Source organism: Ramlibacter sp. (assembly GCF_035655895.1).
GTDB lineage: Bacteria > Pseudomonadota > Gammaproteobacteria > Burkholderiales > Burkholderiaceae_C > Ramlibacter.
In genome coordinates this window covers 198066-224053 of sequence record NZ_DASRTN010000008.1, presented here as the reverse complement: position 1 = coordinate 224053, position 25988 = coordinate 198066, and the positions used below count along the sequence as shown (strand labels likewise).

General features: G+C 71.3%; 24 protein-coding genes. 8 read left to right on the top strand and 16 right to left on the bottom strand.

The window, feature by feature from the left end:
* Positions 1 to 23 precede the first annotated feature (23 nt).
* From VFE82_RS10660 to VFE82_RS10630, 7 genes are all read right to left on the bottom strand, one after another.
* The gene (locus VFE82_RS10660) at positions 24 to 905 is read right to left on the bottom strand and encodes a carbohydrate kinase family protein (RefSeq protein ID WP_325000286.1); all 882 of its coding nucleotides are present in this window, start codon (positions 903 to 905) and stop codon (positions 24 to 26) included.
* A gap of 21 nt (positions 906 to 926) precedes the next feature.
* On the bottom strand, positions 927 to 2093 hold the full coding sequence (locus tag VFE82_RS10655; RefSeq protein ID WP_325000285.1) for a DUF3426 domain-containing protein: 1167 nt from the start codon (positions 2091 to 2093) through the stop codon (positions 927 to 929).
* Positions 2094 to 2118: 25 nt separating this feature from the next.
* Entirely contained in the window at positions 2119 to 3000 is an 882-nt protein-coding gene (prmA, locus tag VFE82_RS10650) for a 50S ribosomal protein L11 methyltransferase (RefSeq protein ID WP_325000284.1), read from the bottom strand.
* 96 nt (positions 3001 to 3096) lie between these two features.
* Positions 3097 to 4446, bottom strand: a complete 1350-nt coding sequence (gene accC / locus VFE82_RS10645) for an acetyl-CoA carboxylase biotin carboxylase subunit (RefSeq protein ID WP_325000283.1) — start codon at positions 4444 to 4446, stop codon at positions 3097 to 3099.
* Positions 4447 to 4468: 22 nt separating this feature from the next.
* Entirely contained in the window at positions 4469 to 4921 is a 453-nt protein-coding gene (gene accB / locus VFE82_RS10640; RefSeq protein WP_325000282.1) for an acetyl-CoA carboxylase biotin carboxyl carrier protein, read from the bottom strand.
* Between the two features lie 132 nt (positions 4922 to 5053).
* Positions 5054 to 5596 (bottom strand): TlpA disulfide reductase family protein, encoded by a 543-nt coding sequence (locus VFE82_RS10635; RefSeq protein WP_325000281.1) that lies wholly within the window; start codon positions 5594 to 5596, stop codon positions 5054 to 5056.
* Complete coding sequence (locus tag VFE82_RS10630; RefSeq protein ID WP_325000280.1) at positions 5586 to 6185, bottom strand: hypothetical protein; 600 nt, start codon at positions 6183 to 6185, stop codon at positions 5586 to 5588. The genes VFE82_RS10635 and VFE82_RS10630 overlap by 11 nt, the downstream gene beginning before the upstream one ends.
* A 140-nt stretch (positions 6186 to 6325) precedes the next feature.
* Here VFE82_RS10630 and mpl point away from each other — a divergent pair, with 140 nt between their 5' ends.
* Positions 6326 to 7705: a UDP-N-acetylmuramate:L-alanyl-gamma-D-glutamyl-meso-diaminopimelate ligase gene (mpl, locus tag VFE82_RS10625; RefSeq protein WP_325000279.1), complete on the top strand. Its 1380-nt coding sequence runs from the start codon at positions 6326 to 6328 to the stop codon at positions 7703 to 7705.
* Here mpl and VFE82_RS10620 read toward each other — a convergent pair.
* From VFE82_RS10620 to rodA, 6 genes are all read right to left on the bottom strand, one after another.
* Complete coding sequence (locus VFE82_RS10620) at positions 7702 to 8760, bottom strand: hypothetical protein (RefSeq protein WP_325000278.1); 1059 nt, start codon at positions 8758 to 8760, stop codon at positions 7702 to 7704. The two genes, mpl and VFE82_RS10620, sit on opposite strands and share 4 nt — an antisense overlap.
* A 56-nt stretch (positions 8761 to 8816) precedes the next feature.
* Entirely contained in the window at positions 8817 to 9941 is a 1125-nt protein-coding gene (locus tag VFE82_RS10615) for a 3-deoxy-7-phosphoheptulonate synthase (protein WP_325000277.1), read from the bottom strand.
* A 208-nt stretch (positions 9942 to 10149) separates the two neighbouring features.
* On the bottom strand, positions 10150 to 11610 hold the full coding sequence (gene tldD, locus VFE82_RS10610; protein ID WP_325000276.1) for a metalloprotease TldD: 1461 nt from the start codon (positions 11608 to 11610) through the stop codon (positions 10150 to 10152).
* Between the two features lie 43 nt (positions 11611 to 11653).
* Complete coding sequence (locus VFE82_RS10605; protein ID WP_325000275.1) at positions 11654 to 13711, bottom strand: protein kinase domain-containing protein; 2058 nt, start codon at positions 13709 to 13711, stop codon at positions 11654 to 11656.
* On the bottom strand, positions 13708 to 14562 hold the full coding sequence (locus tag VFE82_RS10600) for an NAD(P)-dependent oxidoreductase (protein WP_325000489.1): 855 nt from the start codon (positions 14560 to 14562) through the stop codon (positions 13708 to 13710). Before VFE82_RS10600 ends, VFE82_RS10605 begins: the two co-directional genes overlap by 4 nt.
* 50 nt (positions 14563 to 14612) lie before the next feature.
* On the bottom strand, positions 14613 to 15767 hold the full coding sequence (rodA, locus tag VFE82_RS10595) for a rod shape-determining protein RodA (RefSeq protein WP_325000274.1): 1155 nt from the start codon (positions 15765 to 15767) through the stop codon (positions 14613 to 14615).
* A 259-nt stretch (positions 15768 to 16026) separates the two neighbouring features.
* Here rodA and VFE82_RS10590 point away from each other — a divergent pair, with 259 nt between their 5' ends.
* The 5 genes from VFE82_RS10590 to mtgA are packed head-to-tail and all read left to right on the top strand — an operon-like array spanning position 16027 to position 21117.
* Positions 16027 to 16617, top strand: coding sequence for a YqiA/YcfP family alpha/beta fold hydrolase (locus VFE82_RS10590; RefSeq protein WP_325000273.1), 591 nt, complete (start codon positions 16027 to 16029; stop codon positions 16615 to 16617).
* Between the two features lie 23 nt (positions 16618 to 16640).
* The gene (locus VFE82_RS10585) at positions 16641 to 18698 is read left to right on the top strand and encodes a ribonuclease catalytic domain-containing protein (RefSeq protein WP_325000272.1); all 2058 of its coding nucleotides are present in this window, start codon (positions 16641 to 16643) and stop codon (positions 18696 to 18698) included.
* Positions 18695 to 19549: a TonB family protein gene (locus VFE82_RS10580; protein ID WP_325000271.1), complete on the top strand. Its 855-nt coding sequence runs from the start codon at positions 18695 to 18697 to the stop codon at positions 19547 to 19549. Before VFE82_RS10585 ends, VFE82_RS10580 begins: the two co-directional genes overlap by 4 nt.
* Positions 19546 to 20379: a shikimate dehydrogenase gene (gene aroE / locus VFE82_RS10575; RefSeq protein ID WP_325000270.1), complete on the top strand. Its 834-nt coding sequence runs from the start codon at positions 19546 to 19548 to the stop codon at positions 20377 to 20379. The genes VFE82_RS10580 and aroE overlap by 4 nt, the downstream gene beginning before the upstream one ends.
* A 6-nt stretch (positions 20380 to 20385) precedes the next feature.
* Positions 20386 to 21117, top strand: coding sequence for a monofunctional biosynthetic peptidoglycan transglycosylase (gene mtgA / locus VFE82_RS10570; protein WP_325000269.1), 732 nt, complete (start codon positions 20386 to 20388; stop codon positions 21115 to 21117).
* A gap of 3 nt (positions 21118 to 21120) precedes the next feature.
* Here mtgA and VFE82_RS10565 read toward each other — a convergent pair whose 3' ends face one another.
* Entirely contained in the window at positions 21121 to 21951 is an 831-nt protein-coding gene (locus tag VFE82_RS10565; RefSeq protein ID WP_325000268.1) for a CAP domain-containing protein, read from the bottom strand.
* Positions 21952 to 22050: 99 nt separating this feature from the next.
* Here VFE82_RS10565 and VFE82_RS10560 point away from each other — a divergent pair, with 99 nt between their 5' ends.
* Together VFE82_RS10560 and VFE82_RS10555 are read left to right on the top strand one after the other, a co-directional pair.
* Positions 22051 to 22662 (top strand): lysophospholipid acyltransferase family protein, encoded by a 612-nt coding sequence (locus tag VFE82_RS10560; RefSeq protein ID WP_325000267.1) that lies wholly within the window; start codon positions 22051 to 22053, stop codon positions 22660 to 22662.
* A gap of 7 nt (positions 22663 to 22669) precedes the next feature.
* Positions 22670 to 23656, top strand: coding sequence for a phosphatidate cytidylyltransferase (locus VFE82_RS10555; RefSeq protein ID WP_325000266.1), 987 nt, complete (start codon positions 22670 to 22672; stop codon positions 23654 to 23656).
* 93 nt (positions 23657 to 23749) lie between these two features.
* On the opposite strand, the gene VFE82_RS10550 is transcribed toward VFE82_RS10555, so the two are convergent.
* Both VFE82_RS10550 and VFE82_RS10545 read right to left on the bottom strand, forming a co-directional pair.
* Positions 23750 to 24892, bottom strand: a complete 1143-nt coding sequence (locus VFE82_RS10550) for a tetratricopeptide repeat protein (protein WP_325000265.1) — start codon at positions 24890 to 24892, stop codon at positions 23750 to 23752.
* A 16-nt stretch (positions 24893 to 24908) separates the two neighbouring features.
* A complete protein-coding gene (locus tag VFE82_RS10545) occupies positions 24909 to 25694 on the bottom strand; it encodes a sigma-70 family RNA polymerase sigma factor (RefSeq protein ID WP_325000264.1) in 786 nt (261 codons plus the stop codon).
* Positions 25695 to 25988: the final 294 nt, after the last annotated feature.

The window sequence follows — 25988 nt, the reverse complement described above, 5'->3', positions numbered from 1 at the left end:
CCGGCCGGGCGCCGGCGGCGCGCTCAGAGGCGCCAGTTCTGCGGCCCGCGGCTGGCGATCTTCGCCGCGCCGACCCGGTTGCCCAGCTCGGCGCACCGCGCCAGCGGCCAGCCCTGCTCCAGCCCGTGCAGGAGCGCGCCCCGCCACGCGTCGCCGCAGCCGGTCGGGTCCACCACCTCGGCAGCCCGGACCGGCGGAACGTGGGTCTTCTGGCCGCCGATCCACACCTCGCAGCCCTCGGCGCCGAGCGTGACGACCAGCCCCTGCACGCGCCGGGAGATCGCCGCGCTGTCCCAGCCGGTGCGCTCGCTGAGCATCTTGCCCTCATAGTCGTTCACCGTGACCCAGGTGGCCTTGTCGATGAAGGCCGCCAGCTCCTTGCCGTCGAACATCGGCAAGCCCTGGCCCGGGTCGAACACGAAGGGGATGCCGGCCGCGTGGAACTGCTCGGCGTGCTGCAGCATCGCATCCCGTCCGTCGGGCGAGATGATGCCCAGCTTGACGTCCGCGCGCTTCTCGATGCGCGTGACGTGCGCCTGCATCATCGCGCCGGGATGGAAGGCGGTGATCTGGTTGTTGTCCAGGTCCGTCATGATCATCGCCTGCGCGGTGTAGGTGTCCTGCACCTGCCGCACGAACTCGGTGCTGATGCCCAGTTCACGCAGCCGGTCGAGGTAGCTGCCGCCATCGGTGCCCACGGTCGCCATGGGCAGCGGCTCGCCCCCCAGCAGCTTGAGGCTGTAGGCGATGTTGCCCGCGCAGCCACCGAAGTCGCGGCGCAACCCGGGCACGAGGAACGAGACGTTCAGGATGTGCAGCTGGTCCGCAAGGATCTGCTGCGCGAAGCGGCCCTCGAAGTTCATGATGGTGTCGAACGCGAGGGATCCGCAGATGACGGCTGCCATGGTGTGCTGGTGGGTGGTGGTTCAGGGATAGAAGGCGAGCAGGCGGTAGCCGGCCACGCGCGCGGCTGCCGGGTCGGCCTCGACCGCGATGGCGACCGAGCCGGACCAGTCCGATGCGGCCGCCAGGGTGTCGCCGGGCGCATGGAGCTCCTTGGGCAGGAGCACCCGCCGCAGCAGCGGCTGGTCCTGGGTGTCGGTCAGGGTGAGCTCGAGGGCGGGCACCGCCACGGGATGCGGGGCCTGGTTCTTCAACGTGAAGCCCAGGCGGTAGGCATCCTGGCGCAGGCGCGTGAAGCCGCTGCTGTCGATCAGGATGGCGTCGATGCGGCGCGGCGGCCCGATGCGGCAGTCCAGGGGTCGGCACAGCTGCTCCAGCCAGGGCCGCCACTGCGGATGCGATGCCGCCAGCCGGTCACGATCGTGCAGTGCCCATTGCGCTGCGAGCGACGCGGACAGCAGCAGCGCCACCCCCAGCAGCGCAAGACGGACCGACGTGCGTCGCCAGAATGCCTTGCGCCGGGCCTGCCGCACGAAGGACACCTGCGCCAGCGAGGGATCGCGTGCATCCTCGTCGTCGTCATCCTCCTCGTCGTCGTGGTCCTCGTCGACCAGGTAGCGCGACACCCGGGCCTCGACTTCGGCGCGGACCAGCTCGATCGGCGGGTAGACGGAGTCCGGGGGTGGCGGCGCCGGCCGGGCACCTGCGGCAGGCGCGGGGCGGATGGGCACCAGCACCGCAGGCACCGGTTCGCGCGCAGGCGCCGCGTCGGCGGCTGGCGCAGGCGGCTCGGTGGCCGCGGGCGGCTTCCCCGGCGTCTGCTCGGGGCCCGTCAGGGGCCTGGCCGGCGCAGCTGCAGCCCCGCCCGGTCCGGTGGGGCGCGACGGACGCGCCAGGCGGGACTGGGGTGCCTCCGCGGCCGCCGCGTCGGCGGCCGGCGGCACGGCAGATCGGGAGACGGCCGGCGTCGCGAGGTCGGCCTCGGCCCGGGCAGCACGCGGCTGCGGTTGCGGCGCCGGTGCCGGCACCGCCGCCGGCGGTTCGGCGGGAGCATCCGGCTGCAGGTGCAGGCTGGCATCGAACACGTCGCCGCAATGGCCGCAGCGGACCCAGCCTTCGGAGATCCGCAGCTGGTCGGGGACCACCTTGAACAGCGTTCCGCAAGCCGGGCACCCGGTGATCATGCTCATGAGCCGGGCATTGTAGAAGGCGCCCCTAGAGGGTGGCCGTCATCAGGATCCAGCCGTCCTCGGTGTCCGCGACCGACAGCTGCGCATGCGGCGCATAGGCCTGCTTGAGCTCTTCGGCCTGCCGCTCCAGGATGCCGGCCAGCACCAGGTGCCCGCCGGGCGCGACGTGTCCGCACAGCAGCGGCGCGAGCACCTTGAGCGGCGTGGCAAGGATGTTCGCGAGCACGGTGTCGTAGCGGCCCCGGGCCCGGTCGGGCAGGCCGGCGTTCAGGTCGACCCCGTTGGCCTGCGCGTTGTCCAGCGTGGCGCGCACGGCCGCTTCGTCGATGTCGACGGCGTCGATCGTCGCCGCGCCGAATTTCGCGGCGCCGATGGCCAGGATGCCGGAGCCGCACCCGTAGTCCAGCACGCGCCTGGCCTGCAGGTCGTGCCGCGCGATCCAGCGCAGGCACATCCGCGTGGTCGGGTGGGTGCCAGTGCCGAACGCCAGGCCCGGGTCGAGGCGGATCACCCGCGCGGCAGCGGCCGGCGGCTCGTGCCAGGTCGGCACGATCCAGAAATCGGGCGTGATCTCGACCGGAGCGAACTGCGACTGCGTCAGCCGCACCCAATCCTGGTCGGGCACCTGCTCGACGCCCAGCACCTGGCCGGCAGCGAAGAAATCCTGCGCCTGGAGCAGCGCTGCGGCCTCCTGCGCGGCGGCACGCTCGCCAAACAGCGCCAGCACGCGCGAGCGCTGCCACCCTTCCTTGGGCGGCGGCATGCCCGGCTCTCCGAAGAGCGCCTGCTCGGCGTCGGTGTGCGCATCGGCGTCCTCGACCGAGACGCTCAGGGCGTCCAGCGCCTCCAGCGCGTCGCTGACGGCTTCGACCTGGTCCTCGCCGCAAAGAAGGCGCAACTCAAACATGACGGATCCCCCGGACGTCCGCGCCGCGCGGTGACGGCGCCACAGCCTGGCGCGGAACGTGCCGGCAGCAGGAGCGGACGGCGCCAGCCATGCCGCTCAACGCTTGTGGTGCGACAGCCACTGCTCCAGGTAGTGGATGTTGGTGCCGCCGCCCATGAACTTGGCGTCCACCATCAGCTCGCGGTGCAGCGGGATGTTGGTGTTGATGCCCTCGACCACCGTCTCCAGCAGCGCGGTGCGCATGCGGGCGAGCGCCTGCTCGCGGGTGTCGCCGTGCACGATGATCTTGCCGATCATCGAGTCGTAGTTGGGCGGCACGAAGTAGTTGTTGTACACGTGCGAGTCGACCCGCACGCCCGGGCCGCCGGGGGCGTGCCACAGGGTGATGCGGCCCGGTGACGGCACGAACTTGTAGGGGTCCTCGGCGTTGATGCGGCACTCGATCGCATGGCCACGCAACTGGACGTCACGCTGGGTGAACGGCAGCTTCTCGCCGGCCGCCACCATGATCTGCGTCTTGACGATGTCCACGCCGGTGATGAGCTCGGTCACCGGGTGCTCCACCTGCACGCGCGTGTTCATCTCGATGAAGTAGAACTCACCGTTCTCGTAGAGGAACTCGAAGGTGCCCGCGCCGCGGTAGCCGATCTTCTTGCAGGCCGCGACGCAGCGCTCGCCGATGCGGTCGATCAGCTTGCGCGGGATGCCCGGCGCCGGCGCCTCCTCGATGATCTTCTGGTGGCGCCGCTGCATCGAGCAGTCGCGCTCGCCCAGGTAGACCGCGTTGCGGTGCTTGTCCGCGAGGATCTGGATCTCGATGTGGCGCGGGTTCTGGAGGAACTTCTCCATGTACACGGCCGGATTGCCGAACGCCGCGCCGGCCTCGGCCTTGGTCATCTGCACCGCATTGACAAGCGCCGCCTCGGTGTGGACCACGCGCATGCCGCGGCCACCGCCGCCGCCCGCGGCCTTGATGATGACGGGGTAGCCGATCGCCTTGGCGGTGCGGCGGATGACCGCGGGATCGTCCGGCAGCTCGCCTTCCGAGCCGGGGACGCAGGGAACGCCGGCCTTGATCATCGCCTGCTTGGCCGAGACCTTGTCGCCCATGATGCGGATCGACTCGGGCGTGGGGCCGATGAACTGGAAGCCGCTCTTTTCCACCCGCTCGGCGAAGTCGGCGTTCTCGGACAGGAACCCGTAGCCGGGGTGGATGGCCTCGGCGTCGGTCACCTCGGCCGCCGAGATGATGGCCGGCATGTTGAGGTAGCTCTGGGGCGAGGGCGCCGGCCCGATGCAAACGGCCTCTTCGGCCAGCTTGACGTACTTGGCTTCGCGGTCGGCCTCGGAGTAGACCATCACCGCCTTGATGCCCAGCTCGCGGCAGGCACGCTGGACGCGAAGGGCGATCTCGCCACGGTTGGCGATCAGGATTTTCTTGAACATGAGTGAGCGCTTGCGGAAAGCGTTACTCGATGATGAACAGCGGCTGCCCGTACTCCACGGCCTGGCCGTTCTCGCACAGGATCTGGCTGATGGTGCCGCTCTTGTCGGCCTCGATCTCGTTGAGGATCTTCATCGCCTCGATGATGCAGACGGTCTCGCCTTCCTTGACCTGGCTGCCGATCTCCACGAACGGCTTGGCACCGGGGCTGGACGCGCGGTAGAAGGTGCCCACCATGGGCGACTTGACGGGGTGTCCCGTGGCGGGTGCCGGCGCCGGGGCGGCTGCCGGCACCGGGGCCGCGGCAGCCGGCGCGGCCTGCTGCGGCGCCTGCACGGCCACCGGCGCGGCCTGCTGGACGGCGCTGGTGCCGCCCTTGACGATGCGGACCTTGCCCTCCGCTTCGGTGATTTCCAGTTCGGAGACGTTGGATTCGGAGACGAGGTCGATCAGCGTCTTGAGTTTTCGCAGGTCCATGGTGGCTCCAGGCGGCTTCTTCATCAAAGGTCGCGAATGTACCTGAACTTGCCGCAATTATTACTTTTCGTCGTGCAACTGCACGCTTCGCGCGATCTGCCGGAAGGGTTTCGGCGGAAGGGGAAGGAGGCGTCAGGCGGCTGCGGCCCACTGGGCCAGGTCAGCGCTGGACAGCTTGCCCATTCTACGCTGCCGGATGCCGCCATCCGGGCCGAACACCACCGTGAACGGCAGGCCACCGCCGAGATTTCCCAGCTTCTTGGTGAGCTCCGTGCCTTCCAGCCCCGCCAAGCCGATCGGATACCGGACCGGTGTGCGGGCCAGGAACCGCCGCACGGCGCTGGGCTGGTCGATCGCCAAACCGATGACTTGCCAGCCGTTCGCGGCGTGTTGCTGCGCGAACCCGTCGAGCATCGGCATCTCTTCGACGCAGGGCGGGCACCAGGTGGCCCAGAAGTTCAGGAGCAACGGCCGTCCGCGGAACGTGGCCATTGCCACGCTGCCGCCCTGCGGTGCGTCGAAGCTGGCCGCCCAGAAGGCACCGGCCGCGCCGGGGTCCGCGTCCGCGGAGCGCGAGGTCCACCACGCCGCGCCCGTTCCGGCCAGTGCGGCCGCCGCACCGATTCCCAGGGTCAGGGCGCGTCGGCTCGGGCGGGGCTGCGGGTCAATGCTCATCCCCCGGATTGTCGACCAGGGCGCGCACGGCCCGCAGGTCGCCGCGGGGCGTCCGCCCGCGCGCATCGGGTTTGAGGGCGCCGCGCAAGTCGTCGTGGTCGTGGATGAGCAGGTGCAACCCGATCGATTCGCTCAGCTCGCGGCTGGCGACCGACAGGCTGAGCGCCTCCACTGGCTGCCCCTGGAAGCCCGTCACGGTGCGGGCTTCGTAATCCACGCCGTGGTCGATCAGGGCGATCTCGGCGGACTTGGGGTCGTCGCAGAACAGCTGGAGGTACACATCCGACAGGCGCGTCGCGGTGCCATGCCACACGGCGCCCGCCAGATGCGGGCGGAACTCGGCCAGCCGCTCCATCCAGGTGAGCGCAAGCCGCCGCAGGGCCGCCAGCTCGGCTGGCTGGGTGTCGCCGCAGAACAGGTCGATGTACTCGCGCACCGCTTCCTCGATGGCGTCGTTCTCGGGCAGCGCGGTGCGCGACGGCAGGCCAAGCTGCTTGACGGCCCGGCGCTTGGCCGGCCCGTACTCCAGGCCCTCCTCGACCACCATGCGGGCCGCGGTCGCGGCAATCTCCGACCGGGTGTTGTCCATCGGGGCATTCTGCATGGATCGACTGCCGCCGGGGCCTGCATCCGCACGGCGGCAGCGACAAACCACGCACCGCGGGGCCGACGTGCGCGCCACGGACACCGGCGCCGCCCGGCACCGTGGCGGGCCGCGATAATCGATCGATGCACATTCACATCCTGGGCATTTGCGGCACCTTCATGGGTGGTGTGGCGGCCCTCGCCCGGGAGGCCGGGCACACCGTCACCGGCTGCGACAGCGGCGTGTATCCCCCGATGAGCGATCAGCTGCGCGAGCTCGGCATCCAGCTGGTGGAAGGCTACGACGCCGACCAGTTGTCGTTCCGGCCCGATGTCTGGGTGGTCGGCAACGTGGTGTCACGCGCCCGGCTGCCGGACGGCAGCGCGCGCTATCCCCTCATGGAAGCCATCCTGGACCGCGGTGCACGCTACACCAGCGGTCCGCAGTGGCTGGCCGAGAACGTCCTGCAGGGCCGCCACGTGCTGGCCGTCGCCGGCACCCACGGCAAGACCACGACCACGTCCATGCTCACCTGGATCCTCGAGCAGGCCGGCCGCGCGCCTGGCTTCCTGGTGGGTGGCGTGCCGATGAATTTCGGACGGTCGGCCCGCCTGGGCGGGAGCGCGCCCTTCGTGATCGAGGCCGACGAGTACGACACCGCCTTCTTCGACAAGCGCAGCAAGTTCGTGCACTACCGCCCCCGCACGGCCGTGCTCAACAACCTCGAGTTCGACCACGCGGACATCTTCGACGACCTCGCCGCGATCGAGCGGCAGTTCCACCACCTGGTGCGCACCGTGCCGGCCAGCGGGCGGGTGGTCGTCAATGGTCTGGAGGAAAGCCTGGCGCGCGTGCTCCACCAGGGTTGCTGGAGCGAGGTGCGCAGCTTCGGCGCGGCGGTGAGCGACTTCACCGCGGAAGGCGACCCGGGCAGCTTCGACGTGCTGCTGCGTGGCCAGCGGGCCGGTCGCGTCCAGTGGGACCTGAGCGGCACGCACAACCAGTTGAACGCGCTGGCCGCCATTGCCGCGGCCGAGCACCTCGGGGTGGCACCGGCCGAGGCGGCCGCCGCGCTGGGCGCCTTCGAGAGCGTCAAGCGGCGGATGGAACTGCGCGGCGAGGTCCGCGGCATCCGGGTGTACGACGACTTCGCCCACCATCCGACGGCCATCCGCACCACGCTCGACGGGCTGCGTCGCAAGCTCGGCGCCGACGGCGGCCGCATCCTGGCGGTGTTCGAGCCGCGCAGCAACACCATGAAGCTGGGTGCCATGAAATCGCAGCTGCCCTGGAGCCTGGAAGCCGCGGACCTGTCTTTCTGCCACAGCGGCGGACTGGGCTGGGATCCGGGCGAAGCGCTCGCTCCGCTGGGCGCCCGGGCGCATGTGGGCGCCTCGGTCGACGAGGTGATCGAGCAGGTGCTGCCAGCCGCGCGCCCGGGAGATCACATCGTCTGCATGAGCAACGGAGGGTTTGGCGGCATCCACGCCCGACTGCTGCAGGCGCTCGCCCGCGGCGGCTAGTCGCGCACCATCGGCGCAGGCACGGTCAGGTCGGCCGTCCGCGCATGGATGGTCACCTGGTGGGTGTCCAGATTGAGGCCGGAGGGCATCGCTCCGCGGTCCGACGGCAGGTCGGAGTCAAGCGCCTCGGCGCGCCGGCGCGGCGCGCTGGCCGCCCGCTTCGGGTTGGATGTGATGGCGCCGACGAGGTACAACGCAGCCAGCTCCCGGGCCAGCTCGGGCGCGCCCAGCCCGGTGCGCTGCTCCAGGTCGGCGAACCTGGCCGCCTCGCGCGCCAGCGCCTGCAGCAAGCGCAGATGGGCGTCCTTCAACAGCCGGTGCGGCAGGCGCGGCGTGCGGCGGAAGTACAGCAGTTCGGTGCGGTAGCGCGGCGGCAGCAGGTCACGGTGGGTGCGCTGCGCGTATTGCCACATGAGGCGCGACAGACTGCAGCGGTGGAAATGTCCGGGCACTGCGTCGGGCCGGCGCGGCTGCGGCGCCCACATGGCGCTTTCCAGCTCCAGGGGCGAGGCGTTCGCCAGCACGCCGACGTCGCCGCGCAGGTCCACCACCGCCAGCAGCTTCCCTTCCACCGAGATCACGTGGTAGATCCCGGCCCCCAGCGCACTCTCCTGCTCCAGGATCTGGGAGGCCAGGCAGAACTGCGCGATGAGCGGCTTGAGCGAGCCGACCATGCGGCGCAGCATCGCCTTGATGCTGTCGGGCTCGAGCTCGAAGCTCAATTCGGGCACGAGATTGCGCGGCGCGAGCGGCAGGGAATAGGCGATGGGCCGCTCCAGCGCAGCCGGGTCGATCTGCACGGAGCGGCCGGCGGGAATCCCGGAGCCGACCCGCAGGGTGCCGTCGAGCAGCAGCTGGGTGCGGGCGCCGTTCACGCAGCACGCGTCGGCTTCGGTCAGCGCGCCGAACTCCCAGTCCACGCTGCCGGCGCTCTCGCGCGCGACCGCCTCGGCAAGCAACTGCTGCTGATCGAGCGAAAAACCGGCCAGGCCGATCCGGAGGATGGGGAGTTCGAGCGCCATGTGGTCGCCGCGCGCCACTCCGGAGAGGAGCAACGGCGGCAAGCCACTGTACCCAGGTTGTTACCGGTTGTAAATAGATTTCCCGGAACTCATCGGCGGCGCCGAGTCTCCACCGCATCGGCCAGCACCTGGAGCAGCTCCATCGACTGGGGCCAGCCCAGGCAGGCGTCCGTGATGCTCTTGCCGTACTCGAGGGTGGACGCGTCGTCCTTGCCCGGGCTGAACTTCTGGGCGCCGGGTTGCAGGTGACTCTCGACCATCAGGCCGAACACGCTGCGGGAGCCACCGGCGACCTGCCGGGCGACGTCGCGGGCGACGTCCAGCTGCTTCTCGTGCTGCTTGCTGCTGTTGGCGTGGCTGCAGTCGACCATCAGGGTCGGCGGCAGCTTGGCCGCCTCGAGGTCGCGGCAGGCGGCCTCGATGCTGGCGGCATCGTAGTTGGGCGCCTTGCCGCCGCGCAGGATCACGTGGCAGTCCTTGTTCCCGTTGGTCTGGACGATGGCGACCTGGCCGTTCTTGTGGACCGACAGGAAGTGGTGGCCACGGGCGGCAGCCTGGATGGCATCGGTGGCGATCCGGATGTTGCCGTCGGTGCCGTTCTTGAAGCCGATCGGCGCCGAAAGGCCTGAGGCGAGTTCCCGGTGCACCTGGCTTTCCGTGGTGCGGGCGCCGATCGCGCCCCACGCGATCAGGTCGCCGATGTACTGCGGGGAGATGACATCCAGGAACTCGCTGCCGGCCGGCAGGCCCAGCCGGTTGATCTCGATGAGCAGCTGGCGCGCGATGCGCAGGCCTTCGTCGATGCGGAAGGTCTCGTCCAGGTACGGATCGTTGATCAGCCCCTTCCAGCCGACCGTCGTGCGCGGCTTCTCGAAGTAGACGCGCATCACGATCTCCAGCGTGCCCGCGTACTTGGCGCGGACATCCTTGAGCTTGCGGGCGTAGTCCAGGGCGGCGTTCGGGTCGTGGATCGAACACGGGCCGATCACCACCAGCAGGCGGTCATCCTGGCCGGCCATGATCTGCTGGATGCGCTTGCGGGTGTCGGTGATCAGCTTCTCGACGGCGGTGCCGCGGATCGGGAAGAAGCGGATCAGGTGTTCGGGAGGGGGCAGCACGGTGATGTCCTTGATGCGTTCGTCGTCGGTTTCGCTGGTTTTGTCGACGGGCCGCGCATACCAGGTCTCGCTGGCGGTGCTGTTCAAGGCATTCATCCGATCTCTCCTGCTGTGGGAAACGTGGGGCAAAAAAAAACCGCCGGTGGGACCGGCGGTTTCTGGGAGTTCTTGTCGCTTCTTTTCAGGTGCGCTCAGAGCTCTCGACCGCCGGGGCCAGAGAACCAGAAGTAGCCAAAAAAGAAGACGCTTTGCTTGCGCATGGGGCCGCAATGTACCACAGGGGTTGCCGAACTCAAGTGCACCTTCAGGCCGTGCCGCCGACCGTCAGGCCGTCGATGCGCAGGGTCGGCTGGCCGACGCCGACCGGCACGCTCTGGCCTTCCTTGCCGCACGTGCCCACCCCGCTGTCCAGCTTCATGTCGTCGCCGATCATGGTCACGCGGGTCAGGGCATCCGGGCCGTTGCCGACGATGGTGGCTCCCTTGACCGGGTACTGGATCTTCCCGTTCTCGACCCAGTAGGCCTCGCTGGCCGAGAACACGAACTTGCCGGAGGTGATGTCGACCTGGCCGCCCCCGAAGTTGGTGGCGTACAGCCCCTTCTTGATGCTGGCCACGATCTCCTCGGGGGACTTGTCGCCGCCCAGCATGTAGGTGTTGGTCATCCGCGGCATCGGGATGTGCGCGTAACTCTCGCGGCGGCCGTTGCCGGTGGCGGGCACGCCCATCAGCCGGGCGTTGAGCGCGTCCTGGATGTAGGCGCGCAGGATGCCGTCCTCGATGAGGACGTTGCGCTGGCTCGGATTGCCCTCGTCGTCCACGTTGAGCGAACCCCGGCGGTCGGCGATGGTGCCGTCGTCCAGCACGGTCACGCCCTTGGCCGCGACGCGCTGGCCGATCCGTCCGGAAAACGCGCTCGAGCCCTTGCGGTTGAAGTCGCCCTCCAGGCCGTGGCCGATCGCCTCGTGCAGCAGGATCCCGGGCCAGCCGGGGCCGAGCACCACGGTCATCTCGCCGGCGGGCGCCGGGCGCGACTCCAGGTTCGTCAGCGCGGCCTGGACCGCGTCGTCGACGTAGCCCTGGATCTGGGACTCGTCGAAATAGGCCAGCCCGAAGCGGCCGCCCCCGCCACCACTGCCCACCTCGCGCCGGCCGTTGTGCTCGGCAATGACGGTCACCGACAGCCGCACCAGCGGACGCACGTCGGCGGCGATCGTCCCGTCGGCGCGCGCCACCATCACCACGTCCCACTCGCTGGCCAGCCCGGCCATGACCTGCACGACGCGCGAATCCTTCTTGCGCGCGAGCTTCTCGACCTTTTCCAGCAGCTGGACCTTGGCAGTGCTGTCCAGCGTGGCGATCGGATCGATGGCCGGGTACAGCGACCGGCTGGAAGCCACCTTGCGCGGCGCGACCTTGGCCCGGCGCGACTGCGATGCGGACGAGATGGAACGCACCGTGCGCGCGGCATCGAGCAGCGACGCCTCGGAGATGTCGTCGGAGTACGCGAACGCGGTCTTCTCGCCGCTGACCGCGCGCACACCCACGCCCTGGTCGATGCTGAAGCTGCCGGTCTTGACGATGCCCTCCTCCAGGCTCCAGCCTTCGCTGCGCGTGTACTGGAAGTACAGGTCGGCGTCGTCGACCTGGTGGGTGCGGATCTCGGCCAGGGCGCGCGCGAGGTGCGTCTCGTCCAGGCCGAAAGGCTCGAGCAGCAGCCGCTGGGCCGTGGCCAGCCGCTCCATGGTGGGTTCGCGGGAGATCATCGGACGATTCTAGACTTCGCCACGTGCCCCCGCGCGCCGTGGGTCACGCGCTCGAGGTCGGCTCGCTCAGCAGTGCCCGCGCCTGCAGGGCCTCCAGAAGCGAGGCGGCATCGGCGAAGCGGTCGGCTGGCGACTTGGCCATCAGTCGGTCGAGCACCGGCTGCACGGCCGCATGCGCCTCGGGCAGCCTGGGCACCGGCGCGGCCAGGTGCCGCGCCAGCAGCAGCTCCAGCGACTCGGCCCGGTACGGCCGCTCGCCGGTGAGCATCTCGTACAGGGTCACGCCCAGGCTGTAGAGGTCGGAGGCGGGCGTGACCGCCTGCCCGGAGGCCTGCTCCGGGCTGAGGTAGTAGGGCGTGCCGACCACCTCGCCATGGCGCGTCTTCGTGAGCGCCAGGCTCTCGTCGTCCAGCAGGGACTTGGCGATGCCGAAGTCGGCCAAGGCCACGCTGCCGTCGGCGCGCCGCATGATGTTCTCGGGCTTGAGGTCGCGGTGGACCACGCCCAGGCCGTGGATCGCGTCCAGTGCCCGGGCGACCTGCGCCAGCACCTCCAGCGCGCGCCGCTGCGGCAAGGCACCGGCGAGCTCGGCCCGCAGGTCGCCCAGCGGGAAGTACTCCATCGCGATGTAGGCGTGGTCGTCGGTGAAGCCCTGATCGTGGATGCGGACCACGTGCGGATGGTCGATGCGCGAGAGCAGCGCGTACTCCTGGATGAACCGCGACAGGTGCGGGGTCGCCGAATCCCCGCTCGCCTCCAGGACCTTGAGCACCACCTCCAGGCCGTCGGCGTCGCGCTGCGCGAGGTAGACGTCGGTCATGCCGCCGGTGCCGATCTTGCGCGTGAGCCGGTACCCCCGCAGCCGCGGCGGCTCCTGGCCGGGTGCGAACGCGTGCGCCTTCAGCGTCGCCAGCCGCGATTGCAGCGCGCCCTTGACGGCCCGTGCGGTCATCTCGGCATTGGCGCGCAGCGCGGCACGCGGCAAGACGGCGGCCGCGGCGGCCGGGGGCGCGCCCTCGTCGGCGAGGGAGTCTCCATCGGCGACCTGGGCCGCCTCGACCCGCACCCCGGCCAGGTCGAGCCACGTGGCGCCGGCCGCGTCCAGGCCTGCCGCCTCCAGCACGGCGCGGCTGGCCACCACCGCCCATCCCCGCCGCATCCCGGCCGACGGCAAGGCCGACGCCAGCCGCACCGGCTCGCCCTCCAGGACCAGTTCGCCACCCGGCCCGTCGATGCGGTGCAGCGTCACGGTCCCGCGGTGCAGCCCCGCCCCCACCTCGACACGCGGCATCGCCCGCTGTGCGAAGCGGTGCCCGATCCAGTCGCCCAGGCCCTGTGCCGCGGCCCGCACCGACAGCGCGGCCGCCACCGCCGCCCGCGCGGCCATGCCCGAGCCTGCTCCGGCCGTTTCGGGGAAGACCGAAAGGAGGTGCTCGCCGGCGAACGTCAGGTGCGCACCGCCCCGTTGCAGGAGAGCCGCGCCCGCGCGCTCGCCCCAGACGGTCAGCAGTTCAGCCACTTCGGCCGCCTGCAGCCGTTCGGCCAGGGCCGTGAAGTCGCGGATCTGCACGGCCAGCACGACGCCTGGCAAGGTGGCCTCCGGCACGGCGCCGTCGGGCAGCCGCGGCCCCGGCGGCCCGGCCGGCACCCGGCCAGCCAGCGTTTCGGTGAATCCGTGGCGAAGCTGGGCCTCCCGCGCGCCGATCGCCTGCTCCACGCCTTGCCGCAGCCGCTGCGACTTGCGTTGCAGCCCGCCCAGGGCGTCCAGCAGTTCGATCCGGGTGAAGGGCTTGGCCAGGTAGTCGTCGGCGCCTGCGGTCATGCCGCGCCGCATGCTCGCGCGGTCGTCCAGCGCCGTGAGCAGCAGCACCGGGGTGGCCGCCAGGGCCGGGTCGCCGCGGATGGCCTCCAGCAGGGCGAAGCCGTCCAGCCCCGGCATGCCGATGTCGGACACCACGAGGTCGGGCCGCTGCTCGCGCAGCACGGCCAGCCCGGTCGTGCCGTCCGGGGCGGCGAGCACCTCGTAGCCTTCCAGGCGCAACAGGCGCGTGACATTCGCGCGGATGGCTTCGTCGTCCTCGACGACCAGAACCCGGTTCATGGGCCGGGCGCCAGCAGGCGCAGCAGGGCGCCATCGTCCAGGTCGGCCAGCCCGGCCTCGGCGGCCTGCTGGAACGCGTCGCGGGCTGCAGGGCCCAGGGGCCCCTCGAAGCCGGCTTCGGCCGCGGCCGCGACGGCCAGACGGGTGTCCTTCTGCAGCAGGCACAGATGGGCGCGTGGCGCGAAGTCGCCGGCGATGGCGCGGCGCATGCGGTCGGAGCCGATCCAGCTCTGGCCGCTGGACTGCTCGATCACCTCCAAGGTCCGCGCCGGATCGAGTCCGAGCCGCTGGGCCATCGCCAGGGCCTCGGCCGCGCCGACCAGGTTGATTCCGGCGAGCAGGTTGTTCACCAGCTTGGTCCGCGCACCGTCGCCAGGGCGGCTGCCGACCCGGAACAGCCGGCTGCTCAGGTCCGCCAGCAGGTCCGCGGCGGCAGCGAACGCGGCGTCGCCGCAGGCCACCATGAGGCTCATGGTGCCGGCCTGCGCACGGGCCGGGCCGCCCGACATCGGCGCATCGATCGGCAGGCAGCCCCCGGCAGCCAGCAGGCCGGCACAGTGTTCGATGTCCTGCGGAGCGACCGTGGGGCACAGGAGCACGGGGGTCCCGGCGGCCAGCTGCGCGGCGGCGCCTTGCGGGCCGAACAGCACCTCGTCCATCTGCTGGGCGTCGACCACGCACACGACCAGGGCCGCAGCGCCCGCGGCGGCCACCGAAGGGGTCGGTGCCACCTCGGCACCGTGCTGGCGCAGTGCCTGCGCCTTGGCCACGTCGATGTCGCGGATCCGCACCGCCCAGCCCCGGCCGAGGAGACGGACGGCCATCGCCCCGCCCATGTTGCCGGCGCCCACGATCGCGACCGGGCCCCGGCCGGATCGCGGCGCTGGCGCCGTGGCGGTGGTCACGACTGGACCAGCCGCTTGGCCTTGGCGATCGACATCAGGATGCCCAGGCCCAGGCCGAGCGTGACCATCGCGGTGCCGCCGTAGCTGATGAACGGCAGCGGCACGCCCACGACCGGGAGGATCCCGCTGACCATGCCCATGTTCACGAAGGCGTAGGTGAAGAAGATCATGGTCACCGAGCCTGCCAGCAGCCGCGAGAAAAGCGTCGGCGCCTCCAGGGCGATGGCCAGCCCGCGCAGGATCAGGAAGATGAAGCCGGCGATCAGCAGCAGCGTGCCGACCAGGCCGAACTCCTCCGAGAACGCGGCGAAGATGAAGTCGGTGGTGCGCTCGGGGATGAACTCCAGGTGGGTCTGGGTGCCCTGCATGAAGCCCTTGCCCAGCACGCCGCCGGAGCCGATGGCGATCATGCCCTGGATGATGTGGAAGCCCTTGCCCAGCGGATCCTTGCTCGGGTCGAGCAGGGTGCAGATGCGCTGCTGCTGGTAGTCGTGCAGCACCGGCCAGCGCACGCCGGTGGCGCACAGGTCCGACTCGAAGATGACGATCAGCACAAGCGCCACCAGGCCCAGCACCAGCGGCGGGATGATCAGTTTCCAGGACAGGCCGGCGAAGAAGATCACCGAGGCGCCGGCGGCCAGCACCAGCAGCGACGTTCCCAGGTCGGGCTGCTTCATGATCAGGCCGACCGGGATCAGCAGCAGCACGGCCGCCATCACGTAGTCCAGCGGGCGCAGCTGCCCCTCGCGCTTCTGGAACCACCAGGACAGCATCAGCGGCATGGCGATCTTCAGGATCTCGCTGGGCTGGATGACGATGCCCACGTTGACCCAGCGCTTGGCGCCCTTCTTGGTGATGCCGAAGACCGCCACCGCGATCAGCAGCGCGACGCCGACGGCGTAGAGCGGCACTGCAAAGCTCATGAGCCGCTGCGGCGGGATCTGGGCCACCACGAACATGATGGTGCCGGCGATCAGCATGTTGCGGCCGTGGTCGACGAAGCGCGTGCCGTGGTCGAACCCGGAGGAATACATGGTGAGCAGCCCGGCGCACGCCAGCAGGAAGACGGCGAACGCCAGCGGGCCGTCGAACCCCTGGAGCATCGGGACGGCGCGCTGCCAGACCGGCGGCTTCTCGAAGACTGCGGACATGGGCGCGGATTATCGGCCCTGCCCCGGGCCCGCCCCCATCAGCGGCGCCAAGGCTGGGCCAGGCAGGGAGATTTGCACGCCGGTGTGGCCTGGGCGGCTCTCCCGCGTCGTTCACGCCCGCTCCGAAGCCGCGATGCCGCCCGGAGCGTTCCGGGCGGCGCCCGCCCCGCCAGGCCTTGCGTCATCCCGGTCATCAGCCCGCCGCGGCGCCCGCGGGGCACCGACCAGGGGCGGCCGGCCCGCTCCTTATCATGGGCCCATGCCCACCACCCACCTGCTCTACCTGCACGGCTTCCGCTCATCGCCCCGGTCGGCCAAGGCGCGGCAGGTCGCCGAGCGCGTGGCACGCGACCATCCCCGCGTGGTGTGGTGGTGTCCCCAGCTGCCCCCCTCGCCGCGCGACGCCATGGCGATGGTGGCCGACGGCACTGCCGGCTGGCCGCGCGACCACATGGGCGTGATCGGATCCTCGCTCGGCGGCTTCTACGCCACCCACGTCGCCCACGCGACCGGCTGCCGTGCCGTGCTGCTCAATCCGGCGGTGCATGCGGCGCGCGACCTGGCCCGCCACATCGGGGAGCAGACCGCCTGGCACGATCCGGCGCAGCGCTTCTTCTTCGAACCCCGGTTCGTGGACGAGTTGCAGGCCCTGGAGCACGGCGCCCTGCCCCATCCCGAGCGGCTGTTCGCCATCGTCGCCAAGGGCGACGAGGTGCTGGACTGGCGCGAGATGGCGGCGCGCTACCCGGGCTCGCGCATCCGGCTGCTCGAGGGCAGCGACCATGCGCTGTCCGACTTCGACCAGCACCTGGACGAGGTGCTGGACTTCCTGGACCTGCTGTCGCGCTGAGCCTGCGTGGGACAATCCACGCGATGTATGCACTGTTCGAAGAGGCCGGCAAGTTCCAGGCGGGCCGGGTGCTCGCCGAGGCCGACGCGTCCTCGCAGATCGAGCTGGAGACCGGCAAGCGGGTCAAGGTCAAGGCCGCCAACATCCTCCTGAAGTTCGACAAACCCCAGCCGGCGGAGCTGATCGCGGGCGCGCAGGGCCTGGCCCAGGGCATCGAGCTCGACCTCGCCTGGGAGTTCGCGCCGGACGAGGAATTCGGGTTCGCCGACCTGGCGCGCGAGTACTTCAGCGACAAGGCCAGCCTGGAGCAGCAGGCCGCCACCCTGTTCCGGCTGTTCGAGGCGCCCCACTACTTCCGGCGCGCCGGCAAGGGGCGCTTCCGCAAGGCGCCGGCCGAGATCGTCCAGCAGGCGCTGGCCGCGATCGAGAAGAAGAAGCAGGTGCAGCAGCAGATCGCTGCCTGGGCGGCGGAACTGGGCGCCGGCAGCTGCCCGCCGCCGATCCGCGAGCAGCTGTTCCGGATCCTGTTCAAGCCGGACAAGAACTCGCCCGAGTACAAGGCGGTGGTCGAGGCGTCGCGGACCACGCGCACGCCCCCGCTGGCGCTGCTGCAGGGAGCCGGCGCGATCGACTCGGCGTACCAGTTCCACTGGAAACGCTTCCTGTTCGACCATTTCCCGAAGGGCACCGGCTTCCCGCCGCTGGCGGCGCCGGCGATCGGCGGCGACCTGCCGGTGGCGGACGTGGCCGCGTTCTCGATCGACGACTCCAGCACCACCGAGATCGACGACGCCCTGTCGGTCCAGGGCCTGGGCACCGGCACCGTGACGGTCGGCATCCACATTGCGGCGCCCGGCCTGGCACTGCAGCCCGGCAGCCCGATCGACCACGTGGCACGGCAGCGGCTGTCGACCGTGTACATGCCCGGTCACAAGATCACCATGCTGCCCGACGAGGTGGTGCAGGCCTACACGCTGCAGGAAGGGCGGGACTGCCCGGCCGTCTCGCTGTACGTCGACTTCGACGAAGCGACCCTGGTGATGCGGGACTCCGCCACGCGGGTGGAACGGGTGCCGATCGTGGCCAACCTGCGCCACGACCAGCTCGACGCACACGTGTCGCAGGCCTGGCTCGAAGGGGGCGCCGCGCCGGCCGATGTGCCGGCGCCGGCGGCCCGGCTGCGCGAACCGCTGTCGTTCCTGTGGCGCCTGGCGCGGCAGCTGAAATCCGCGCGCGAGCTGGTGCGGGGCAAGCCCGAGAGCTTCAGCCGTCCGGACTACAACTTCCGCCTGGTCGGCCACGACGGCGGCGAGCCCACCGGCGGCGAGCAGGTCGAGATCACCGTGCGCCGGCGCGGCGCGCCGCTGGACCTGATCGTGGCCGAGGCCATGATCCTGGCCAACAGCACCTGGGGCCAGCTGCTGGCCGACCTGGGCGTGCCCGGCATCTACCGCAGCCAGGCCAGCCTGGCGCCCGGGGTGAAGGTGCGCATGGGCACCAAGGCCGCCCCGCACGCCGGCATCGGCGTCAAGTGCTACGCGTGGAGCACCTCGCCCTTGCGCCGCTACACCGACCTGGTGAACCAGTGGCAGATCATCGCGGCGGCCCGCCACGGCCGCACCGCGGCGCTCGCCGCGCCGTTCAAGCCGAAGGACGCCGAGCTGTTCTCGATCATCTCCAGCTTCGACGCCGCCGCCACCGCCTACAACGGCTACCAGGCCGGCATGGAGCGGTTCTGGACGCTCCAGTACGTGCGCCAGAAGAAGCTGCAGGACCTGGTGGGCACGGTCTTCCGCGAGGGCCTGGTGCGCGCCGACGACCTGCCGCTGGTGCTGCCCGCCATGGGCGCCGAGGGCCTGCCGCGCGGCACCCAGGTGCGCGTGCGCCTGGGCGCGATCGACGACATCACGCTGGAAGTGACGGGCACCGTGCTGGAGCGCCTGGACACGGCGGCGGCCGGACTGTCGGCGGAAGACGACAGCGCCGAGGAGGAAGAGCCCGTTGCCGGCCCGATCGCGATCGCGGTCGATGTGAACGAAGCGGGCGAACCCGACAATGGGGCGGATAATCCGCCCTCGTGAACCTCAAGTCCGTCAGCACTCTGCAGATCGCGCTGGGCGTCTCCGTCGCCGTCCATGCCACCTTGCTGACGGTGCGCCTGGTCGACCCGCAGGCGTTCAACCGCGTGTTCCAGGACACGCCGCTCGAAGTGGTCCTGGTCAACGCGCGCAGCGCCGACAAGCCCGACAAGGCCCAGGCCATCGCGCAGACCACGCTGGCCGGCGGCGGCGAGGCCGACAAGGGCCGCGCGACCTCGCCCCTGCCGCCCTCCGCCCTGACCGAAGTGGGCGAGGCCGCCGAGGAAGCGCAGCGCAAGATCGAGTCGATGCAGGAGCAGCAGGTCGTGATGCTGTCGCAGGTCAAGGCGATGCTCGCGGCCATGCCGCCGGCCGATCCGACGCAGCCGGCCAACTCGCCCGAGGCGCGCGAGCGCGAGCAGAAGCGCCGCCAGCTCACCCAGTTGCTGGCCGAGATCGAGCGCCGCATCAACGAAGAGAACGCGCGCCCCAAGAAGCGCTACATCAGCCCCGCCACGCGCGAGGAGGTGTACGCCGTCTACTACGACACGCTGCGCCGCAAGGTCGAGGAGCGCGGCACGCACAACTTCCCGGAGCTGGCCGGCCGCAAGCTCTATGGCGAGCTGACCATGATCGTGACCGTCAACCACGATGGCCGGGTGCTCGACACCGAAGTGGTCGAGACCTCCGGCAACCTCACGCTCGATCGGCGGGCGCAGAGCATCGCGCGCGCCGCCGGCCCCTTCGGCCGCTTCAGCGAGGCCATGCGCCGCCGCGCCGACCAGATCGTGGTGGTCTCGCGCTTCAAGTTCACCCGCGACGAGACCCTGGAAACCAAGCTCACCAGCCGATGACCGCCGACCGCTACTGCGTCGTGGGCAACCCGGTCGAACACAGCAGGTCGCCCTGGATCCACGCGCGCTTTGCGCAGCTCACCGGCCAGGCCGTGCAGTACGAGCGCCTGCTCGCCCCCATCGACGGGTTCTCCGGCGCCATCCAGGCGTTCCGGGCCGCCGGTGGGCGCGGCTGCAACGTGACGGTGCCCTTCAAGTTCGAGGCCTTCGCCCTGGCCGGGCGCCTGAGCGAGCGGGCGCGGCTGGCCGGCGCGTGCAACACGCTGCGTTTCGACGCCGATGGCACCTACGGCGACAACACCGACGGCGTGGGCCTGGTGCGCGACATCGTCAGCGCCGGCATCGACCTGGCCGGCCGGCGCGTGCTGCTGGTGGGCGCAGGAGGCGCGGCAGCCGGCGTGCTCGGACCGCTGATCGAGGCCCGTCCGGCGGTCATCGCCATCGCCAACCGCACGGTCGACAAGGCCCGCCTGCTGGTCGCCCGCCACGCCGATCCGGCCCGCACCGCCGGGGTGCGGCTGGACGCCTGCGCCCTGGGCGATGCGCCGGCGGACCAGGACATCGTGGTCAACGCCACCGCCAGCAGCCTGGGCGGGGACGCCGTCCCGGTCGATGCGCGCGTGCTGCGACCCGGCACGCTGGCTTACGACATGATGTACGGCACTGCCGCGCAGGGCTTTCTCGACTGGGCCCGGGCGCACGGGGCGGTCGGGCGCGACGGCCTGGGCATGCTGGTCGAGCAGGCCGCCGAGTCGTTCACGGTCTGGCGCGGCGTGCAGCCGCCCACTGCGGGCGTCCTGGCCGACCTGCGCGGCCTGCTTGCCGCCTGACCGGCCATGAAGGGCGTGCTGCGCTGGTTGCTGCTGGTGGTCGCGGCCGCTTGCTGCCTGGAGACCTTCTTCATCCTGCGCATCGCGGTGACCGCGTCGGTCGACCCGCAGTCCACCGCGTTCCAGCGGTCCGAGGCGTGGCGCATCGCCAACGACAAGGGCCGGCTGCGGTGGAAGCAGGAGTGGGTGCCGTACGAGAGGATTTCCGACAACCTCAAGCGCGCGGTGATCGCCTCGGAGGACGACGACTTCGTCAACCACGACGGCGTCGACTGGGAGGCCATCGAGAAGGCCTGGGAGAAGAATGCCAAGGCCGAGGAGCAGGCAGCGCGCCGGCCGGCCTTGCGGCCGGGCACCACGCGCGCACCCAGGATCGTCGGCGGCTCCACCATCACCCAGCAGCTGGCCAAGAACCTGCTGCTCTCGGGCGAGCGCCACATGCTGCGCAAGGGCCAGGAGCTGGTGCTCGCCTGGACACTGGAGCGCATGCTGTCCAAGCAGCGGATCCTCGAGATCTACCTGAACAGCGTCGAGTGGGGTGAAGGCGTGTTCGGCGCGGAGGCGGCGGCGCAGCACTACTGGCGCAAGCACGCCTCGCAGCTCACGCCCTACGAGGCGGCGCGCCTGGCCGTCATGCTGCCGCGCCCGCGCTACTTCGAGAAGGTGCCGAACTCCCGCTACCTGGCCAGCCGCGCCGGCACCATCTCCGCGCGCATGCGGCACGCCGAGCTGCCCTGACCCTCAGCGCGGCAGCCCGAAGGTCTGGGCCCAGTAGATCCCGCCCTCGCTGGTCGGATGGACGCTGAACGCGACGCCCATCTGCGTGAAGCGCGGCTCCATGATGTTGGCGCAGTGCGGCGGGCTGGTCAGCCACTGCTGCACGACCTGCTGCGGCGTGGTCTGGCCCATGGCCACGTTCTCGCCGATGCTGCGCCACGGGTAGCCGGCCCGGGTGGCACGGTCGGCCGGGGTGCTGCCATCGCGCCCGGTGTGCTCCATGTAGCCGTACCGCGCCATCGACTCGGCATGCGCGGCGGCGGCCTTGGTCAGCGCGGCATCGAGCGACAGTGCCGGAGCGGCGGCGAACGATCGCGAGCCGCAGCGCCGGGCCTGCGCGCGGGCCTGGTTCACCAGCGCGAGCACCTGCTGTGCGACCTCGCCCGCCTGCGCCTGCGGCGGCGGCTCGAATGGCGCCGCCCCCACGATCCAGTACGCGGTGCCCCGCCGCAGCACACCGGCTTCCGTGAGCTGCGGATCGCCGAGCGTGCCGCAATGCTTCTGGACCAGCGCCTGGCCCACCGCCTGCGGCGAAGCGTAGCCGCCGAGCGCCCACTGGAAGCTGCGCCGCGCCCGGTAGCCGCTGGACTGCAACGCCGCCTGCAGCGGACTCCCCTGGGCCACCCGCGCCGCCGCATCGTCCAGCCGCGGCTGGGCGCGCAGCGCAGGTGCACCGGCGGCACATTGCCGGCGCGCCTGGGCGACGGCGTCGAAGAGGTCATCGGCTTGCGCGCCAGTGGCGGCCAGGGCCAGCAACCCGGCGATGGTGCCGGGGTGACGGAACGGAAGGGCCATGGCCCAGCATAGCGAGCGCGCTGGGTGCCAGGCGTGGCGCGCCGCATCAGCCGCAAGCAGTTGTGCCGGCCTCTGCTCGACCGTGGCTATCATCGCCCGATGCTCGCCAAGGCCATGAGCCTGTTCCTCCTGGGCCTGGTGCGCCTGCTCACCGGTGCCCAGGCACGCTGGTCCGGCTGCCCGCCCAAGGCCGAGCAGCGCATCTACTTCGCCAACCACCAGAGCCACGCCGACCTGGTGATGATCTGGGCCGCCCTGCCCCAGGAGCTGCGCAGCATCACGCGCCCGATCGCCGCCCGCGACTACTGGACCCGCAGCCGGCTGCGCGAGTGGATCACCACCGCGGTGTTCAATGCCGTCTACGTGGACCGCGCCCGCACCGGCGACGCCGATCCGCTCGAGCCGCTGGTGCAGGCGCTCGAGAACGGCGACTCCATCATCCTGTTCCCCGAAGGCACCCGCGGCCACGCCGAGGAACCGCAGCCGTTCAAGGCGGGCCTGTACAACCTGGCTCTGCGCTTTCCGAACGTGGTGCTGGTGCCGGCCTGGATCGACAACGTGCAGCGCGTGATGCCCAAGGGGGAAGTGGTGCCGGTGCCGATCCTGTGCTCGGTCACCTTCGGCGCGCCGGTGCAGCTGCTGCCCGGCGAGGAGCGCCAGGCCTTCCTGCAGCGCGCCCGGCAGGCGGTGATCGCCCTGCGCGACCTGTGAGCCCGCGATGAACGCCTTCCTGCGCAGCCTCACGCCCGACCAGCAGGTCGGCGCCCTTTTCCTGATCGTCTTCGGCGTGCTGGTGCTGGTGAGCGTCACCGCCTTCCTGCTCACGTTCCGGTCCCGCGAGGATGCGCACGACGAGGCCTGGCACGAGGCGCTGCGCGACTTCCGCCGGCTGCTCGGCACCTCGTGGTTCATGGTCACGGTGTTCTGGATCGGCTGGGCGGCCGGCGAGACGGTCGCCACGGTGCTGTTCGCGTCGATCGCTTTCCTGGCGCTGCGGGAGTTCATCACCCTGTCGCCAACGCGGCGCGCCGATCACCGCAGCCTGGTGCTGGCGTTCTTCGTCGTCCTGCCGGTGCAGTTCTGGCTGGCGGCCACGCGGCACTTCGACCTGTTCACCGTGTTCATCCCGGTCTACGTCTTCCTGGCGCTGCCGCTGGCCAGCGCGCTCGGCGGCGACACCCAGCGCTTCCTGGAGCGCAACGCCAAGCTGCAGTGGGGCATCGTCGTGTGCGTGTACGGCATGAGCCACGTGCCGGCGCTGATGCTGCTGGACTTCGGCCAGGGCAACGGCGGCAGCGGGGCGTTCCTGGTGTTCTTCCTCGTGTTCGTGGTGCAGACCTGCATGGTGGTGCAACACCTGCTGGCCCGGCGGCTGCGCCGCCCGCCGAGCATCCCCGAGGTGAGCAAGAGCTTCAACTGGGCGAGCTGGGCGCTGGGCATGGGCGTGGGGGGCATGCTGGGCGCGGCGCTGGCGTTCGTCACGCCGTTCAAGCCCGGGCAGGCGGCCGCGATGGCGGTGATCGCGTGCGCCGCCGGCTCGCTGGGTCACCTCGTGATGAAAGCCCTCAAGCGCGACCGCGGCGTCCCGGCCTGGGGCCACCGCCCCTCCATCACGGGGGCCAACGGCTTGCTGGACCGGGTGGACGCGCTGTGCTTCGCCGCGCCGATCTTCTTCCATTCGGTGCGCTGGTACTTCGGCGTCTGACCGCCCGCGGCTCACGTCTCACGTCTCACCTCTCACGTCTCACGTCTCACGTCTCACGGCCACGGCCACGGGCAGGCGCGCGCGGCGGCGTCCTCACGCGGCGGGCAGCCAGGCCGCCAGCGTTTCGCCGAAGAAGCCGGGGCGGTCCAGCACGGCCGCCGCCAGCTCGCGCGATGCCGCCGGCCCGGCTTCTCCCCGCAGCACCGCCCGCGCGTAGCGTCCGGTGACGTTGTCGGGGTCCAGCCGCCTGGCGGTGGCCAGGCTGCGGCGGGCCTCCTCCGCCTGCCCCGAGAGCGCCAGCACCATGGCCAGCGCGCCATGGCTTTCGGCGAAAGCGGGAGCGAGCGCCAGCGCCTGCCCGAAGGCTTCCCGCGCCGCCGCGAGGTCATGCCGGAACAGCTCGGTCCAGCCGAGCGCGTGCCAGCTGCCGACGTGCCCGGGCATCCGTCGCACCGCCTGCGCCAGCCGCTGCTGCGCGCCGTTCCAGTCGCGCGCCTGCATGCGCGCCAGCCCGGCAGCCGACCAGACGCGGCCGTCGGCCGGGCGCAGCGCCAGCGCCCGCGCGAGCAGCTGCTCCGCGCACGCGGTGTCGGCCGACGCGATGGCGACCGAACCACGGGCGACGAGCCCCTCGGCCTGGTCAGGCGAGGCCGCCAGGCACCGATCGGCCAGCGCAAGGGCAACATCGAACCGGCCGGCATCGAGGGCCACCAGGCTGGCGATGCCGAGCACGTCGGCCGCCGCATCGACAGGCGGCTGCGCCTCCTCCAGCCACTGCAGGGCCTGCGCGAGCCGCCCCAGGCGGTGCAGCGCCCGCAGCCACAGCGCCGCGGCGGCGGCCCGTGCCTGCGTGTTCTCGCGGGTGCTCGCGCCCGCCTGCATCCAAGGATCGAGCAGCCGGCGACACCCCTCGACGTCCCCCTGGAGGAAGCGGGCCAGGGCGAGGTCGTGCCCGATCGCCAGGCTGGCATGCCCCTCGGCCTGCAGCGGCTGCAACAGGGCTTCGGCCGCAGCCGCATCGCCGCGTGCAAGGCAGACACGCGCGGTCCGCAGCGCCCAGGCCGACGCATCGGCCCCGTTGGCCACGCCGCGCTCGGCCAGCACCGCGCAGCGTGGCAGATCGCCGGCGGCGAGGCTGGCATCGAAGGCCTCGGCCAGCAGTGCCGGGTTGTCCGGATCCTCGGCCAGATAGGCCTCGAGACGTTCGCGGCGGCCGGCGGGGTCGGAGGTGGTCACGGTCCGGGACACCTGGTCAGGCGGTGCAATCGAGATCGGCCGTGGCGGCCGCCTCGCGCAGGTGCCGCATCGCCTGCGCATGGATCTGCGAGATGCGCCCCTTGGTCAGATGCAGCATCTGCGCGATCTCGTCGAACCGCATCTGCTGCTGGTAGTGGCTGCGCACCACCAGCCGCTCCTGGGCCGGCAGCGCGCCGACGATGGCGTCGAGGCGTTGCCTCACCTGGCGGACGGCGGCGTCGCGGTAGAACGGAACCGATTCGCTGCGCTCGGCGTCCTCGACCATCCCGGTGCCGTCGAGGAGCCATGCCAGCGCGAGCCCGATCCCGACCTCGGCGACGTAGCGAAACAGCGGCGGCTCGGGGGATGCGGGCAGCGGCCCGTCCGCATCGTGCCGGTGCGCCTGGGCCTTGATCCGGTCCAGGCGCTCGGCCTGGAGGCGCTGCCGCGCCGTGATCTGCTGCTGCTTCTCGGTGAGCCGCTCGATGCCGTTCAGGATGGCCCCGTGCATCCGGCGCGAGGCGAAGGTCCTGAACTGCGCGCCGCGGGCCGGGTCGTAGCGATCCACGCACTCGAGCAGGCCCACGTTCGCATACTGCAGGTAGTCGGCGAACTCGATGTCATCGTGGTAGCGCCGGGCATAGAGCGATGCGGCCACCACCCGGGCATAGGGCAGGTGCAGCGCCAGCAACTCGGAGCGGGCAGCCGGGTCGTCCTGGGCGCGCAGCCGCTGCCACAGCGCCAGTTCGTGGGGCGCCGCGCCGGCCGGCGCCGCTTCGTGGGCAAGCGGCCCCGGGTTCATGCGCCGGGCGCTCGGCACCGCGACGTGGCCGGGCCGGCGCGGCGGTCGGCGGCCCCCCGCCCGCTGCGGCGCAGCACGGCGGTGCGGGTCGGCGAGGCCGGGGCGGAGGCGGTCATTGGCGGTCCGGTTCGAACAAGTCGGGGGGGTGCGCTCGGCTGGCCGTCGTGCATGGGGCGCCACGCGTTCGGGCCAGCGTCCGGCGCGGCGGCGTTGGTCGCAACTGGGCGCAACGGTAGGCCCGCGCCCGCCGGCTGGCATCCCCTGCTCGGCGGAGGACGCGGCTCGCGCGCGGCT

Coding starts and splice junctions, on each gene's coding strand:
- VFE82_RS10545 (WP_325000264.1), bottom strand. CDS start 25,694: ATGAACCCGGGGCCGCTTGCCCACGAAGCGGCGCCGGCCGGCGCGGCG.
- VFE82_RS10555 (WP_325000266.1), top strand. CDS start 22,670: ATGAACGCCTTCCTGCGCAGCCTCACGCCCGACCAGCAGGTCGGCGCC.
- VFE82_RS10560 (WP_325000267.1), top strand. CDS start 22,051: ATGCTCGCCAAGGCCATGAGCCTGTTCCTCCTGGGCCTGGTGCGCCTG.
- VFE82_RS10585 (WP_325000272.1), top strand. CDS start 16,641: ATGTATGCACTGTTCGAAGAGGCCGGCAAGTTCCAGGCGGGCCGGGTG.
- aroE (WP_325000270.1), top strand. CDS start 19,546: ATGACCGCCGACCGCTACTGCGTCGTGGGCAACCCGGTCGAACACAGC.
- VFE82_RS10630 (WP_325000280.1), bottom strand. CDS start 6,185: ATGGACAACACCCGGTCGGAGATTGCCGCGACCGCGGCCCGCATGGTG.
- rodA (WP_325000274.1), bottom strand. CDS start 15,767: ATGTCCGCAGTCTTCGAGAAGCCGCCGGTCTGGCAGCGCGCCGTCCCG.
- VFE82_RS10615 (WP_325000277.1), bottom strand. CDS start 9,941: ATGAATGCCTTGAACAGCACCGCCAGCGAGACCTGGTATGCGCGGCCC.
- mpl (WP_325000279.1), top strand. CDS start 6,326: ATGCACATTCACATCCTGGGCATTTGCGGCACCTTCATGGGTGGTGTG.
- accB (WP_325000282.1), bottom strand. CDS start 4,921: ATGGACCTGCGAAAACTCAAGACGCTGATCGACCTCGTCTCCGAATCC.
- VFE82_RS10660 (WP_325000286.1), bottom strand. CDS start 905: ATGGCAGCCGTCATCTGCGGATCCCTCGCGTTCGACACCATCATGAAC.
- VFE82_RS10605 (WP_325000275.1), bottom strand. CDS start 13,711: ATGAACCGGGTTCTGGTCGTCGAGGACGACGAAGCCATCCGCGCGAAT.
- VFE82_RS10590 (WP_325000273.1), top strand. CDS start 16,027: ATGCCCACCACCCACCTGCTCTACCTGCACGGCTTCCGCTCATCGCCC.
- VFE82_RS10635 (WP_325000281.1), bottom strand. CDS start 5,596: ATGAGCATTGACCCGCAGCCCCGCCCGAGCCGACGCGCCCTGACCCTG.
- prmA (WP_325000284.1), bottom strand. CDS start 3,000: ATGTTTGAGTTGCGCCTTCTTTGCGGCGAGGACCAGGTCGAAGCCGTC.
- VFE82_RS10565 (WP_325000268.1), bottom strand. CDS start 21,951: ATGGCCCTTCCGTTCCGTCACCCCGGCACCATCGCCGGGTTGCTGGCC.
- accC (WP_325000283.1), bottom strand. CDS start 4,446: ATGTTCAAGAAAATCCTGATCGCCAACCGTGGCGAGATCGCCCTTCGC.
- VFE82_RS10655 (WP_325000285.1), bottom strand. CDS start 2,093: ATGAGCATGATCACCGGGTGCCCGGCTTGCGGAACGCTGTTCAAGGTG.
- tldD (WP_325000276.1), bottom strand. CDS start 11,610: ATGATCTCCCGCGAACCCACCATGGAGCGGCTGGCCACGGCCCAGCGG.
- mtgA (WP_325000269.1), top strand. CDS start 20,386: ATGAAGGGCGTGCTGCGCTGGTTGCTGCTGGTGGTCGCGGCCGCTTGC.